The sequence below is a fragment of the Anaerotaenia torta genome, assembly GCF_050433395.1.
GTDB classification, from domain to species: Bacteria; Bacillota; Clostridia; order Lachnospirales; family Lachnospiraceae; genus Mobilitalea; species Mobilitalea torta.
This window is the reverse complement of the sequence record NZ_JBNPXH010000016.1, coordinates 113,960-127,430: the sequence shown is the minus strand read 5'-3', so window position 1 is coordinate 127,430 and position 13,471 is coordinate 113,960. Positions and strand designations below refer to the sequence as shown.

Annotated in this window: 12 protein-coding genes and 2 riboswitches; of the genes, 2 read left to right on the top strand and 10 right to left on the bottom strand. The window is 49.3% G+C overall.

All coding sequences use genetic code 11. The annotated features are described in order from the left end of the window. Positions 1–60 precede the first annotated feature (60 nt). The 10 genes from HNQ56_RS21935 to HNQ56_RS21890 form a co-directional block, all read right to left on the bottom strand. Positions 61–1,935: a glycoside hydrolase family 20 zincin-like fold domain-containing protein gene (locus tag HNQ56_RS21935; RefSeq protein ID WP_429150445.1), complete on the bottom strand. Its 1,875-nt coding sequence runs from the start codon at positions 1,933–1,935 to the stop codon at positions 61–63. Between the two features lie 44 nt (positions 1,936–1,979). After that, on the bottom strand, positions 1,980–3,458 hold the full coding sequence (gene lpdA, locus HNQ56_RS21930) for a dihydrolipoyl dehydrogenase (protein WP_429150444.1): 1,479 nt from the start codon (positions 3,456–3,458) through the stop codon (positions 1,980–1,982). Positions 3,459–3,528: 70 nt separating this feature from the next. After that, positions 3,529–4,587 carry a lipoate--protein ligase gene (lplA, locus tag HNQ56_RS21925; RefSeq protein WP_429150442.1) on the bottom strand — a complete coding sequence of 353 codons (1,059 nt, stop codon included), beginning with the start codon at positions 4,585–4,587 and terminating at the stop codon, positions 3,529–3,531. 24 nt (positions 4,588–4,611) lie between these two features. Beyond that, positions 4,612–6,051 carry an aminomethyl-transferring glycine dehydrogenase subunit GcvPB gene (gene gcvPB / locus HNQ56_RS21920; RefSeq protein WP_429150440.1) on the bottom strand — a complete coding sequence of 480 codons (1,440 nt, stop codon included), beginning with the start codon at positions 6,049–6,051 and terminating at the stop codon, positions 4,612–4,614. Beyond that, positions 6,048–7,379: an aminomethyl-transferring glycine dehydrogenase subunit GcvPA gene (gene gcvPA, locus HNQ56_RS21915; protein WP_429150438.1), complete on the bottom strand. Its 1,332-nt coding sequence runs from the start codon at positions 7,377–7,379 to the stop codon at positions 6,048–6,050. Before gcvPA ends, gcvPB begins: the two co-directional genes overlap by 4 nt. A gap of 13 nt (positions 7,380–7,392) precedes the next feature. Then, on the bottom strand, positions 7,393–7,755 hold the full coding sequence (gene gcvH / locus HNQ56_RS21910; protein ID WP_429150437.1) for a glycine cleavage system protein GcvH: 363 nt from the start codon (positions 7,753–7,755) through the stop codon (positions 7,393–7,395). A gap of 81 nt (positions 7,756–7,836) precedes the next feature. Further along, on the bottom strand, positions 7,837–8,967 hold the full coding sequence (gene gcvT, locus HNQ56_RS21905; RefSeq protein WP_429150436.1) for a glycine cleavage system aminomethyltransferase GcvT: 1,131 nt from the start codon (positions 8,965–8,967) through the stop codon (positions 7,837–7,839). Between the two features lie 94 nt (positions 8,968–9,061). Next, positions 9,062–9,143: riboswitch (glycine riboswitch) on the bottom strand. A gap of 3 nt (positions 9,144–9,146) precedes the next feature. Further along, positions 9,147–9,232: riboswitch (glycine riboswitch) on the bottom strand. Between the two features lie 247 nt (positions 9,233–9,479). Continuing rightward, entirely contained in the window at positions 9,480–9,698 is a 219-nt protein-coding gene (locus HNQ56_RS21900) for a hypothetical protein (RefSeq protein WP_429150434.1), read from the bottom strand. A 297-nt stretch (positions 9,699–9,995) separates the two neighbouring features. Beyond that, complete coding sequence (locus HNQ56_RS21895; RefSeq protein WP_429150433.1) at positions 9,996–10,820, bottom strand: ABC transporter permease; 825 nt, start codon at positions 10,818–10,820, stop codon at positions 9,996–9,998. Next, complete coding sequence (locus HNQ56_RS21890; protein WP_429150431.1) at positions 10,804–11,580, bottom strand: ABC transporter ATP-binding protein; 777 nt, start codon at positions 11,578–11,580, stop codon at positions 10,804–10,806. Before HNQ56_RS21890 ends, HNQ56_RS21895 begins: the two co-directional genes overlap by 17 nt. A 133-nt stretch (positions 11,581–11,713) precedes the next feature. On the opposite strand from HNQ56_RS21890, the gene HNQ56_RS21885 reads away from it, so the two are divergent. Together HNQ56_RS21885 and HNQ56_RS21880 are read left to right on the top strand one after the other, a co-directional pair. Further along, positions 11,714–12,142: a VOC family protein gene (locus HNQ56_RS21885; protein WP_429150429.1), complete on the top strand. Its 429-nt coding sequence runs from the start codon at positions 11,714–11,716 to the stop codon at positions 12,140–12,142. Between the two features lie 24 nt (positions 12,143–12,166). Beyond that, on the top strand, positions 12,167–13,417 hold the full coding sequence (locus HNQ56_RS21880) for a helix-turn-helix domain-containing protein (protein ID WP_429150428.1): 1,251 nt from the start codon (positions 12,167–12,169) through the stop codon (positions 13,415–13,417). The last annotated feature ends 54 nt before the right edge of the window (positions 13,418–13,471 follow it).

Here is a 13,471-nt window from a genome sequence, read left to right as displayed (position 1 = left end):
GGCCTCGGCCCTTAACATTTTAGGAGGGCGGTTTTGATTTTCTCAAAACCGCCCTCCGGCTTACCTGTCTCCTAATTCGCGAATTCTATCTGCATACCACAGAATAACATCCTGCAGGCGGTACAGCTCCGATTCCTTGCTGTTTCTTCTCCAGCCCTCCTTATAATGATAGAACCAGTTCTCCAGGCGCTGTGCCAGGGTGTCCGCTTCTTCAAAGAGGGGCCTTTGGGACTGAACCTCAGCCAAACGCAGAACAACTCCAATCCGGTTAAATATCATCATACCTTCGGCAGCAAGAATATAGGCCTTCACCTGATGCCTCACCTGATCCGGCAACCGGACAATGCTTTGGTACAGTTTTTCAATCCCTTCCCGCAGGAACACATCCGCCTCTTCCGCCCCGGTAAAATCCAACGCTGCCAGATAACTCTGCCGGTCTTCCGCATTTCTTCCTTTTGTCTCCATTTCCCGGTAATTGATGATATGATACCATTCAAAGACAATATGCTGCGCTAAAGAAGAGATCAACCCTGTAAATTCTTCTTCCGCATCGCCGAACTCCAGCCTTGCAATCTGCCGGTTAATCTCCTGTCTCTCAATAATTTTATGATTCCAGGAAAATGCCGCACCGTAGATCATTCCCACAACACTGAATTCCGGCGGATTGATATGGCCGTAATCACCCCAATCGGTATTCAGAACTCCCTCCGCCTCGTACTTATGGGCATAGCTGCACATGCGCCGGATATTCTCATAAGAAGCTTCCATCCGCGGAATGAACTGATTCCATCCGCCCACACCCGGGCATAGATACTGGGTGGCTCCGGCCTCATGAAGCAGCTTAACACTCTCTTCTCCCTGATTCGGAGCATATCCCCAGTTCAGGCAGATGGTCTCCTGGGGCAGCTCCTTTACCGCCTCCGGAAAACCGCAGATGATATCTCCCCAGAACATGGGTCTTTTTCCCTTGACCAGAAGATATTCGCACAGCTCCTTCACATACCTGATATAGATTCTATCCGTTCCTTCCTGCTGGGCCGCTTCCTTTGCTCTCCCCTTTCCCAGGTCAAAGGTCTCGTCCGCGCAGAGATTGAACTGGTTCGAAGAGAACAGCGGAAGAAATTCATCAATCAGTTCCTTAATCAGCTTCAGGCTGCGGTCATTCGTAACGTCTATGGTATGATGCTTCATCCGGTCATCGAAGGAAAAGGGCCAGCTGTCCGAGCCCGGCAGCTCACACAGCGGAGCGTAGGTCCTGGTGCTGAGAAGCTTGTGCAGGTGTCCGAAGGTGGAAAGGGAGGGAACCAGCTCTATATGCAGGCTCCGGCAATAAGCATCCAATTCCAGAATCTCCTCGGAGGTCAGAGGAGTATCATCTCTCCATACCTCACTCAGATTCTGAAATAAATAGCTGTGCTCTATATAAAGCTGTAATTGATTGATTTTATAATAGCTGAGTTTATCTGCCAGCTCTTTCAAAGCTGCAAGAGTCGGAATTCTTCCTCTGGTGGTATCAAAATAGTAACCCCGATTAGCAATATCCGGATAATCCCGAATCACAAGCCAGGGCAGGTGTGCCCCCTCCTGAGCAATGATCTGCCGAAGCGTCTGTATTCCATATAAAATTCCGGCGGCACTCCCTCCGCTGATCCGTATTCCATCCTCAGCAACAGAAAGGGTGTACTCTTCCTGCTTCATGCCGGAATCCAGATTCAGGAATATCCCTCCGTTTTCCGTCTTTCCCCGTGTAACCCCAAGGGCATAGCCCAATCTATCCTTTATCTCCTTCTGTAAAATCACCGCATGGGAGAATACCTCCCTGTCACAGGATGGGTCTATTAAAATCCTGCATTGATACGAAATAATAAAATATCCTGTTTTTTCTTCTATACTTTGTGGCTTTGGTAAGATATACATCAGCTGTCTCACTTTCATAAATTGATAATATACTGCTAAAATATCCCCTGCACTGTCGGTCATTACCGCTTCGGCATCAGATGGATGGCCATCCCCTCCACATCACTGACTGCTTCCGTTATGGCTTCACTATAGGTGGGATGGGGCCGTATAACTGCGGCCATGTCATTGACGGTGAGCCCCTTTGCAATGGCCGTTGCAAATTCGCTGACCATATCCGTTGCCCTGTCACACAGCAGCACCGCCCCCAGAAGCTTTAAGGAATCCGCATCGCAGATTACCTTAATAAAGCCCCGGTCACCGGCAGACAGTATGGTCTTGCTGTTGCCCAGCATAGGATATTTGCCCGTCTTCACACGGTATCCCGCTTGAATCGCTTCTTCCTCACTAAGCCCCACAGAGGCGGCTTCCGGTGAGGTGTAGACACAGGAGGGAACTACCCTCAGATTGATATCCGTTCTCTCCCCGAACATTCTTTCCACGGCATAGATTCCCTGGGCGGAAGCCATGTGAGCCAGCTGCCAGGTCTTATTTACCGCATCTCCGATGGCATAGATACCGGGAACACTGGTCTCAAAGTCCTCGTTTACACGAAGCCTGCTGCCCTCCGTCTCCAGGCTGAGCCCCTCCGCCAGCAGACCCTGTGTATTCGCCTGTCTGCCGATTGCCAGCAGAATTCCTTCTGTCTGTGCAGTATGGGCGGCATCCTTCTCCGTGTACTCACAGCATAGCATTCCGTCCTTCTTCGTAATGCCCGTCACCCTTGCCTTAGTATGAATGGTAACTCCCTTTTTCTTCAAGCTCATGGAAATGCTCTGGGAAATTTCCTTGTCCATTCCCGGCAGAATCCGGTCCATGGCTTCCACGATCTCCACCTCGCAGCCCATCTCCCGGTAAATGGTCGCACATTCAATCCCGATTACTCCGCCGCCGATAATCAACAGCTTCCGGTATCCCTTTTCCATAGCTAACAGCTCATCGCTGGTAATTACATCAGGTAGTCCCACTCCCTCCAACCCGGGAATCACCGGCTTAGAGCCTGCGGCAATCAGAATTTTTCCTGCTGAAAGCCGCTCAGACTGCGGCTCCCCGTTAAAAATCCCGCCGGAAGATGTGTCTGCGGAGGAGATATGTTCAGAGGACGCTTCTGATGCATTCTGCCCTTTCCCTACTTCAACCTCCTGAGGAGAGATAATTTTAGCTCGTCCATATACAATCGTGACTTTATTCGCTTCCAGCAGTCCGGTAATGCCCTGCCGGATTCGATCCACTACCTTTTCCTTCCTCTGTCTCAGCTTCTCTATATCCAGATGGATTCCTTCAACGGTAATTCCCAGCTCCTCCAGATGCTGGGCTTCATAAAACAAATGGGAGCTGTGCATCAGTGTCTTGGTTGGAACGCATCCCCGGTTAAGACAGGTCCCTCCTATCTCCCGGGCCTCAATCAAGGCCACCTTCTTTCCCAGCTTCGCAGCCCTCAGAGCGGCCACATAGCCGCCGGGCCCGGAGCCTATGATAATAATATCAAATTGATTTTCCATAGGAACACTTCCTGCCTCCTTTTGAACTAGTCTGTTCTTCACAACTTAAGGGTCATAAGTCAACCGCAATCTATAACTCTGCTTTTTTAAGAAGCTGTAAAATATCCTCCTGCATCCCCTGGTTTTGGGAAGCAACAGCGATTCCTCCCACCACTGCTGCCATTTGATCCGAATGAAATCTACATCCGGTCAACGCAGAGGACAGCTGTTCAAAATACTGTGTCTCCAATGCATCGGAATACGCGGCACAGCTTACAATCCTGCCGGAATCCACCACAAAGCGGAGATCAATATCTCCCCAGGAATATCTCTGTTCCAGGGAAAAATCAAATTCCATTTTCCGTCCAAAATTCCATTCGTAAGAAGAATACTTCTTCTCCAGTTCCTGCAATGCGGTTCTGTTCAGAGCTTCCTCCTCTAGCCTTTTCGGCACCTGCAATTCAGCTCTATCCAGAGCTTCCTCCTTTAGCCTTTCCAGTCTCTGCCCTGCATTGCCCTGCCCGTAAGTCTCGCCAAAGGCCTCGATCAGGCTATTAGAAAGTGCGGCAATCTCAAGCTCCGGTGTATACTCCGTAAGATTGGCCACCCTTGCACGGACGGATTCCACCCCCTTTGTGACCAGCTTCTCCCTGGATACATTCAGGTAATGGGACAGCATATTCATATCCACCTTCACCAGAAGGGTGCCGTGATGGTAGCAGTGTTCCCCATCCGAGTAAAACGCATTGCCGGAGAATTTTCTTCCTTCGGCTGTGATATCATTTCTCCCCGATCTCTGGGCAGGTATTCCAAAACGGTTCACCGCCTTAATAATAACCTCCAGCTGCCGGTTCACATCATAATTCTCTTTGGCAGCCAAAAAGGTAAAGTTCAGATTTCCCAGGTCATGAAACACAGCTCCTCCGCCGGATAATCTGCGAACCAGTCTGCCTCCGTCCTTCTCCAGCTCGGCAACCCTGCATTCCTTCCAGGGATTCTGGTTTCTGCCGATCACCACCGTCTTTTCATTCTGCCACAGGTAGAGAATTACCTCATCCTTCTTCACGTTCTTCAGAAGATACTCCTCCAAAGCCAGATTCTTGTATGGATTCGTTTCCTTCGTAATAATATATTTCAGGTTCTGTATCAATGGGTACCTCTTTCTCTTTATCCATCACTCCTCAAAGCTGTAACGAATAACCGGATTCCGGGCGGCCAACACCTCATCCGGGCGGCCGACAGGCGTACTCACCGGGCTTAAGTGCAATGCTTCCGGCTCTGTCATGGCCCTCTCATATATCTGCCGGTATATTTGTGCCGCCTCCTCAAGCGTCTCCCTGCTCTCCGTCTCCGTGGGCTCCACCATAAGGGCCTCATGGACAATGAGGGGGAAATACATGGTCGGAGGATGCATTCCATAATCCAGAAGGGTCTTTGCAAAATCCAGCGCCGACACGCCCTTTTCCTTCTTCAGCTCCTCCAGGGAGATTACAAACTCATGCATACACGGCCCCTTGAAGGGTATATCAAAGGTATCCTTCAGCAAATGAAGCATATAATTGGCATTCAGCACCGCATTCTCCGAAGCTCCGCGCAGCCCTTCCGCTCCCAGGGTCAGAATATAGGTCAGCGCTCTCACTACCACAAGGAAATTGCCGTAGAAGGATTTCACCCTGCCGATGCTGTCCGCTGACTTTGCTTCCCACCGATAATGCCCCTGTTCCTCCGCAATGCGGGGCGAGGGCAGATACGGGATCAGCTCTTTCTTACAGCCCACCGGGCCGCTGCCGGGACCTCCTCCGCCGTGGGGCGTGGAAAAGGTTTTATGCAGATTAAGGTGCACCACATCAAAGCCCATATCGCCAGGCCTTGCGATTCCCATGATGGCATTGAGATTGGCTCCGTCATAATAGTTCAAGCCCCCCGCTTCATGGATAATCCTTGTTATCTCCAGGATATTTTCATCAAACATGCCGATGGTATTGGGATTGGTCAGCATGAAGCCTGCCGTATCCTCCCCTACCGCCTTGCGAAGCTCCTCCACATCCACATAGCCTTCCGCCGTGGAGGGCACATTGACTACGGAGAAGCCGGCCATGGCCGCGCTGGCGGGATTGGTGCCGTGGGCGGAATCCGGGACAATGATCTTCGTCCGCTTCGTATCCTTGCGGCTCTGATGATAGGCCCAGATTAATTTCAATCCGGTGTATTCCCCATGAGCGCCTGCTGCCGGCTGAAAATCCATTGCGTCCATGCCGGTGATCTCACAGAGGGTCTCCTCCGCTTTCTTTATGACCTCAAGGCAGCCCTGGATGCTCTCCTCGGGCTGAAGGGGATGAATCCCCGAAAAGCCGCTGAGCCTAGCAATCTCGTCATTGATTTTGGGATTGTATTTCATGGTACAGGAGCCCAGGGGATAGAAACCTCCGTTGACTCCAAAGGTGCGCTTCATCAGCTGGGTATAATGTCTGCTCAGCTCGGTCTCGGATACCTGGGGCAGACGAAGAGCTGCTTTGCGCCGGAACTGCTCCGAGGGAGATACTGCCGGGACATCGCATTCCGGGAGAAGCGTACAGCTCCTTCCCTCCCTGCTTTTTTCAAATATCAGCTTCATTGTCCAAGCACCTCCTTCATGGCATGAATTAAGGCATCCATCTCTTCCCTGGTATTCATCTCCGTCGTACACCACAGGATTGCTCCGCTGCACTCTCCCTCCAGAGGATATCCTCCCAGAATTCCACGCTCTGCAAGTCCTGCCAGTAAGTTATCCACATTTCCGGTAAAATCCGTTACAAACTCGTTGAAATATTCTCCCGGATATTTCATTGAAAAGCCTTCCAGACGGCAGATCTGCTCTGCCAGATAATGAGCCTTGGACATGGACAAGCGGGCCGCCTGCTCCAATCCCTGCTGCCCCATGGCATCCAGGTATACCGCCGCCGTCATGGCGCACAGCGCCTGGTTGGAACAGATGTTGCTGGAGGCTTTCTCCCTGCGGATATGCTGCTCCCGCGCCTGAAGAGTCAGTACATAGGCCCGGTTCCCCTTCGCGTCCACGGTCTCTCCGGCAATTCGCCCGGGAAGTCTTCTCATGAGCTTCTCCGTCGTCGCCATATAGCCCAGATAGGGCCCGCCGAAGGACAGCGGAATGCCCAGGGGCTGCCCCTCACCGATTGCGATGTCCGCCCCATATTCTCTGGGTGTTTTTAATAGTCCAAGGGAAATGGGATAGCAGCTCATGATGTATTTGACCTGGGTTCCGGCAGTGATTGCGCCCACCGCATCCCCGTCCTCTAATAATCCGTAGAAATTCGGCTGCTGGATCAGAACACAGGCCGTCTGGTCATCCGCCATGGACTTCAGGCTTTCCAGATCCGTCCGCCCTTCCTTTGCGGGAACCACAACGACTTCCATGTCTGTTCCGCAGCAATAAGTTTTTACCGTCTCCATGGTCTGGGGATGGACAGCAGCGGAGATCAGCGCTTTCTTCCGGTTTCTCTCCTGGCACATGATTATCGCTTCCGCCGCTGCCGTGGCGCCGTCATAAACCGAGGCGTTGGATACCTCCATTCCGGTCAGCTCACAGATCATGGTCTGATACTCAAAGATGGACTGAAGGATTCCCTGGCTGATTTCAGCCTGATAGGGAGTATATGCTGTCATAAATTCTTCTTTGGAAGTAATCTGGCTGACGATGGAGGGAATATAATGACGGTATGCTCCGGCTCCGCGGAAAATGGACTGGAATACCGTATTCCTGTCTGCTATCCGGGTCATCCTGTTTCTGACCTCGAATTCAGAGAGGCCCTTCTCCAGCTTCAGCGCATCCTTCAGGTACACTTCCTCCGGAACGGTATGGAACAGCTCACGAACGCTTTCCATTCCAATGGCCTGGAGCATTTCCCGCTGTTCCTGTGATGTATTTGGTACATAGGTGCCCATATCGGTATCCCCCTTATGAATTAAGCTCTTTGTATTCCTTCTCTGACAACAGATCTCCTCTGTCGGTGATATCCTCTACCTCAATAAACCAGGCGCCATAGGCATCTTCATTAATTAACTCCGGATGATCCAAAAGCTCCTCATTAATGGCCTTGACTACACCGGATACCGGGCTGTATACCCCGGATACCGCTTTAACGGATTCCACATCGGCAAATTCTTCTCCGGCAGTCACTTCGTCTCCGACCTCCGGCAGATTGACAAATACCAGATCTCCCAGCTGCTTCTGGGCATAATCAGATATTCCCACCTTTGCTGTTGTGTCGTCGGTAAAACATGCCCATTCATGCGATTTTAAATACATAAATTCCTTCATAATCAATACCTCCCATTTATTATTTTATATATTATTTTATATATTTTCTTATTACATCCTATCCCAATAATGTCCTGCTTCTTATTTTGCCCTCTTATAAAAAGGCAAAACAACTACTTCCGCGGCAATTCTTCTGCCCCGGACCTCCACCTCCACCTGGGTTCCCGGTTCACCGAAGGCGGTATCAACCAAAGCCATGGCAACGGGATGCCCCAGATAGGGACAATGGGTTCCCGATGTAGTGATTCCTATGGATCTGTCTCCGGAATAGATCGGGCAGGCCTCTCGGGCAATGCCTCTGCCGGTGATATTCAAGCCCACTCTGGTTCTGGTCGGCTCCCCTCTTGCCAGGATGCCTTCCTTGCCGATAAAGCTCTCTTTCTCCAGCTTCACCGCAAAGCCCAGTCCCGTCTCCAGAGGCGAGATGGTATCATCCATCTCATGTCCGTACAAGGGCATCGCCGCTTCAAGGCGCAGCGTATCCCTCGCTCCCAGCCCGCAGGGAATTAGAACATAATCCTCCGCAGAACCGGCCAGCTTTGTATTATTCTCCAGATCATAATTCCCGGCCTCCAACAGCAGTTCCCATAATTTTACCGCATCCTCATTCCCGCAGTAGAGCTCATAGCCGTCCTCACCGGTGTACCCGGTTCTTGAGATCAGGCAGGAAATTCCCCCTACCGGGACATTTTCCCGGAAGCTATAATATTTGACCGGAAGCTCCTCTTCCCTGGCCAGCTTACATAGTATTTCCTTCGCCCTGGGCCCCTGAATTGCCAGCTGGGAGACCTCGTCGGAGATATCGGTGAACTCCGCCTCATCCATGAGATGGGCTTTCATCCACTCCACATCCTTATGGCGGTTCGCCGCATTGATTACAATCAGATATTCCTGGGGATTCTTCTGATAGACCAGAAGATCATCCACCACTCCGCCGCTTTCATTGCACATGGGGCTGTACTTCACCTGCCCGTCATACATATGTCCGCAGTCATTGCTGACCAGGTTCTGGACATTTTTCAGAGCGTCCTTCCCTTTCAGCAGAACCTCCCCCATGTGGGATACGTCAAATAAGCCCGCACCGGTTCTCACCGCCATATGCTCTGCAATCACGCCGGTATCGTACTGCACCGGCAGCAGATATCCGGCAAAGGGAACCATCTTCCCTCCCGCTTTCACATGACAATCATAAAGCTGAGTCTTCCTTTCCATTGCAACCTCCCATTTTGCTTTTATTTTTACTTCGCCGAACGCATTTTTTTGATAAAATGGAACAAAAAAAAGCGTACTGAACGAATCAATACGCCTCTGTTGATTTACCTGAAAGATTCTCCCCCGCTCCTGCAAGACAGAGGATTGCTTCTTCGGTGCCAAATCGCTTTCCAGAGTATCGTCCAGACCCGGTCCTTCTGCCTGAGAGTTTTCGCATTCCCCTTCGGCGCCGCCTCCTTCCGGCGGTCTCTCCCCAATCCTTCGTCCGACCTTATTCCTTTATTTCTATAAGCTGGTGCTTATATCCATAACCTCATTATAATATCTGAACGGGATAAAGTCAATGCATGGGAAGAATGAAAGATCCATAACAGTTCAGCCCGGCGGCAGTCCGGCAGGTCCCTTTTACGCTGACCATCTGAGTGTATCTTGTGAAGCGGAGCGCTTTGAACACACGATTGCAAGTAAAAGGGATCTGCCGGACTGCCGCCGGGCTGAATTGTTACTCTTTTTTATCCGTTCCGCAATTTGCTGACACAATCTTCAATATCCTGCCGCGAGCGAAATTCATCGGTATGCTTCAGAACATAGTCTCTCGTATCGGAGTCCAGGGAAGACAAATAATTGTTTCCCTCCATCTCATTCAGGAAAATTCCCGGTGCAAAGAAATAACCATAGGTCGGAAGAAATGTCGGATAAGCTGCTGCCGATGTAAACGATATAGGATCCATACTATAATCACCTCCGAAATTAGTATTTGCAGCTTCCTAAAAAGAATACGAAAAGTGACCATATGGAATTATTATTCATAGAATAACATTAATTGCCATTTATCCACAGCAGAATGTTGATAGTGTGGATAAATAGAAGAAAAATGAGAAGTTATTCACAAAACTGACAGATATTTCTCGATTTATAAACAGATATGCAGAAACTTTTTAATTTTAGCAGAATAAAGCTGCCGGGCGCACCCAAAACCACCAATCAAATAATCTTCCTTTGACTGGCGGTTGGATGGCGCTTCTATACTACCGGCTTACTTTCTTCTCAAAATAGGTCAGGAGCTTATACAGTCCTGTTGCGACAATACAGAGAATCACGATGGACATGATTACCCAGTCAAGCTTGAAGACCTGGCTTCCATAGATAATGAGATAACCCAGTCCTGCTTTGGCGGCAAGGAATTCTCCGATGATGACACCCACCAGGGAAAGCCCGATATTTACCTTCATCTGACTGATGATGGACGGAACATTTCCGGGAAGGATTACTTTGAACAGCACATCCCTCTTTTTCCCTCCCAGAGTATAAATTAATTTGATCTTATCCTCCTCCATTTCCTTAAAAACGGAATGGAGGGAGATTACCGTTCCGAAGATGGCAACGGAGACAGCGGCAACGATGATTGTTTTTATATTGTTCCCCAGCCATACGATGAATACCGGTGCCAGCGCCGATTTGGGCAGGCTGTTAAGAACAATCAGGTAGGGTTCCAGCACCTTGGAGATGCTGTCATTCCACCAAAGAATAATCGCGATGATAATTCCCAATACATTTACTAAAAAAAAGCTTCCCAATGTTTCCAGCAGTGTGATCCCTACATGATAGAGAAGCTGGCCGCTGACGGTCATGTCCAGGACGGTTTTTATAATCCTTGAGGGGCTGGAGAAAACGAAGGAATTCAGGATTCCCAGCCTTGCCGTAAGCTCCCAGGATGCTATAAAGCTGATGAGAATCAGAAACTGGCAGAAACGAACCCGCCGGCGTTGAAGCCTATGCTTTCTGATATATTCCTGCTGGGCTGCGGAAACATTCAAGCTTTTGCTTTCGACTTGTCTATGCTTCCTGCTCATGATGAGTTAACTCCTTCCATATTAAGTTAAAATATTTCTGGAACTCAGGCGCGCTTCGGGAGGTAAAGGGGGTTCTGTCCGGAATGGACAGGTTGATATCAATGATACTCTTTACCGTGCCGGGACGGGAGGAGAGTACAATGACCCGGTCACCCATGCTCACGGCTTCCGCTATATCATGGGTGATAAGGATGGCTGTCTTCTTCTCTTTGCGAATGATACCCCAGATATCATCGGCCACCTCAAGGCGCGTCTGATAGTCCAGGGCGGAAAAGGGTTCATCCAGCAGCAGAATATCCGGTTCCAGAAGAAGAGTCCGGATTAAGGCTGCCCGCTGTCTCATTCCGCCGGACAATTCGGAGGGGTAGGAATTCTGAAAGGTGATCAGGCCATAAGTATCCAGCAGTTCGTTTATTTGAACATAACTGTTATCCGACAGCTTATGCTGTATTTCCAGACCCAGGGTGACATTTTTCAAGGTATTGCGCCAATCCAGCAGCTGGTCTCTTTGAAGCATGTAACCTATATTTTTACCGGAGGATTTTAAATCCCTTCCATTGATATATATAAATCCGCTGCCCGGCTCGATCAACCCTGCTATTAACGAAAGAAGCGTGGATTTGCCGCAGCCGCTGGGTCCTACAATACTCACGAACTCGCCATCCGTTACATGAAAAGAAACATCGAATAATGCCGGTGTTTCTCCCTCGAGGCTATGATAGGTGTAACTGAGATGATCAATTTTTAATAGCTCGCCCATCGCTATTTCCTCCATATTTGCTTATACAGTATTATATGTCAGGCGGAAAGAGAGGTTACTGTTGCGGACTTCGTAAGTGCAGGGAGGAGGGATTGTACATGGTGAAAACCTGCACCTTTTTTACCGTATTTCATTGAAAATTGATCCTCGTCATAGTAGAATAGGAAAGGTAAGACAAACAAAAAACAGCCGCCGGGACAGCATCGGCGCGGGAGGAAATGTCCATATGAACTTTGGAGGAATATGTATTGTAACAGATAACGCACCCCGTCTTGCAGAATTTTATCAAATTGTGCTGCAAGAAGAACCCTTTGCAGAGGGCAGCCATTACAGCTTCGGTAACATGGCCGTCTATGATCCGGGCGAGGTGACCATGGCAAAGGAGAAAAATATTTGGTTACAATGCTTTGTCGCAGATCTGGATTCGGAATACCAGCGGCTGCTGCGGGAAATCCCCGGCATTGAAATCATCTCGCCACCGGAAAGAAAGCCCTGGGGTGCATACTCGTTTTGGTTCACTGACCCCGACGGCAACAAGATCGCTGTTGCTCAAAAGGGGTAGACCGTGAGAAAGGGCAGCCGTATTATGATAACCACAGGTAAAAAAACCGCTAAATACACGGCAATGGATAAGCTTCGCTACATCGGTGCCGTTCTTCCATACATTGAAAAGCATTTATCGGAGGAGCTCCATCCCGAAAGTATAGCCAGACAGCATTATATCTCGCTAAGCCAGCTATACCGGGATTTTTATGCCTGTACAGGCCATTCCATAAAAGAGTACATCCGAAAGCGCCGCATATCAAACGCCTGTGAAAAAATAAAATGCTCGGTATTGCCCCTTGCCATCATCGCGGACGAAAGCGGTTATCAAACACAACAGGCTTTTCACAAACAATTCAAAAGCGTTGTTGGTATGACCCCGCTTGAATATCAACAGAGAGATACCTATTTCTATTTTTATCCCTTTGCTGTCAATAAAATCAGCCTTACAGTTAAGGTCGGCACAGAAACCATACCCAGATGTAAAATCATACAATTTTACGATCCCTGCCTGATGGGTATTGAGGATAAAGCGATTGCCGCATTGGGTGAAACCGCTGGCCGGGTTTTCGGCCGGAATGGGCAGCAGACCGGAGGTCAGTTCTGCTATGAAGTAATGACCGAAACTGTTGGCACAGGCGAAACAGATTTATACGCCGCCTGTGTGGTAAATTATAACGAGCCGGAGATCAGCGACGGCTGGAACTATCTCTACAACATCTGGCTTTCTGCCAGTATGTTTGAAGAAGCGGATAAAGGGTATTTTGAAGAGTATCTCTTTGAAAACGGAATACCGCGCAAATTGAAGTTATACCTCCCCGTTAAGAAGCGGAAAACAGAAAAGCATATTGCCATTCTATCTGTTTCCGAAACAGCATTTATTATTTCACGGGAGAAAGGATATAACGCAGAGCGGAAAGCCGCGGAAAAAGTTATGGCTTTTTTACAGGAGCGGCACCTGACACTGCTTCGAACTGCGCAAAGATTTTATGTTTGTATTTATGACGATATTGGTGTGTGCGGCGTAGAATGCGGAGAGGACTTCGATCTCCCTGATGACAGCGGCTTGGAACTCCTGCGCATTCCTGGGGGACGATATGCTGTGCTGCCGGATGATTGTTTGGGTGATATTCGTATAGGCGGGGCAAAAATAGAATTGTGGCTGCAAAATAACAGTATTGCTCACGAAAAGGAGCCTGTTTTCGCAGTTTATGAAACTCTGAACGGCAAATATGACAACGAAAATATCCGCATGGAATTGTTCAAACGGCTGAGAAATGACAAAAACGGATAACGCAGCGTGTTGTTTATGAGGTAGAATAAAGCCGTCTGGAAGGAGGACGAAAAC

Coding starts and splice junctions, on each gene's coding strand:
- HNQ56_RS21935 (WP_429150445.1), bottom strand. CDS start 1,935: ATGAAAGTGAGACAGCTGATGTATATCTTACCAAAGCCACAAAGTATA.
- lpdA (WP_429150444.1), bottom strand. CDS start 3,458: ATGGAAAATCAATTTGATATTATTATCATAGGCTCCGGGCCCGGCGGC.
- gcvPB (WP_429150440.1), bottom strand. CDS start 6,051: ATGAAGCTGATATTTGAAAAAAGCAGGGAGGGAAGGAGCTGTACGCTT.
- gcvPA (WP_429150438.1), bottom strand. CDS start 7,379: ATGGGCACCTATGTACCAAATACATCACAGGAACAGCGGGAAATGCTC.
- gcvH (WP_429150437.1), bottom strand. CDS start 7,755: ATGAAGGAATTTATGTATTTAAAATCGCATGAATGGGCATGTTTTACC.
- gcvT (WP_429150436.1), bottom strand. CDS start 8,967: ATGGAAAGGAAGACTCAGCTTTATGATTGTCATGTGAAAGCGGGAGGG.
- HNQ56_RS21900 (WP_429150434.1), bottom strand. CDS start 9,698: ATGGATCCTATATCGTTTACATCGGCAGCAGCTTATCCGACATTTCTT.
- HNQ56_RS21895 (WP_429150433.1), bottom strand. CDS start 10,820: ATGAGCAGGAAGCATAGACAAGTCGAAAGCAAAAGCTTGAATGTTTCC.
- HNQ56_RS21890 (WP_429150431.1), bottom strand. CDS start 11,580: ATGGGCGAGCTATTAAAAATTGATCATCTCAGTTACACCTATCATAGC.
- HNQ56_RS21880 (WP_429150428.1), top strand. CDS start 12,167: ATGATAACCACAGGTAAAAAAACCGCTAAATACACGGCAATGGATAAG.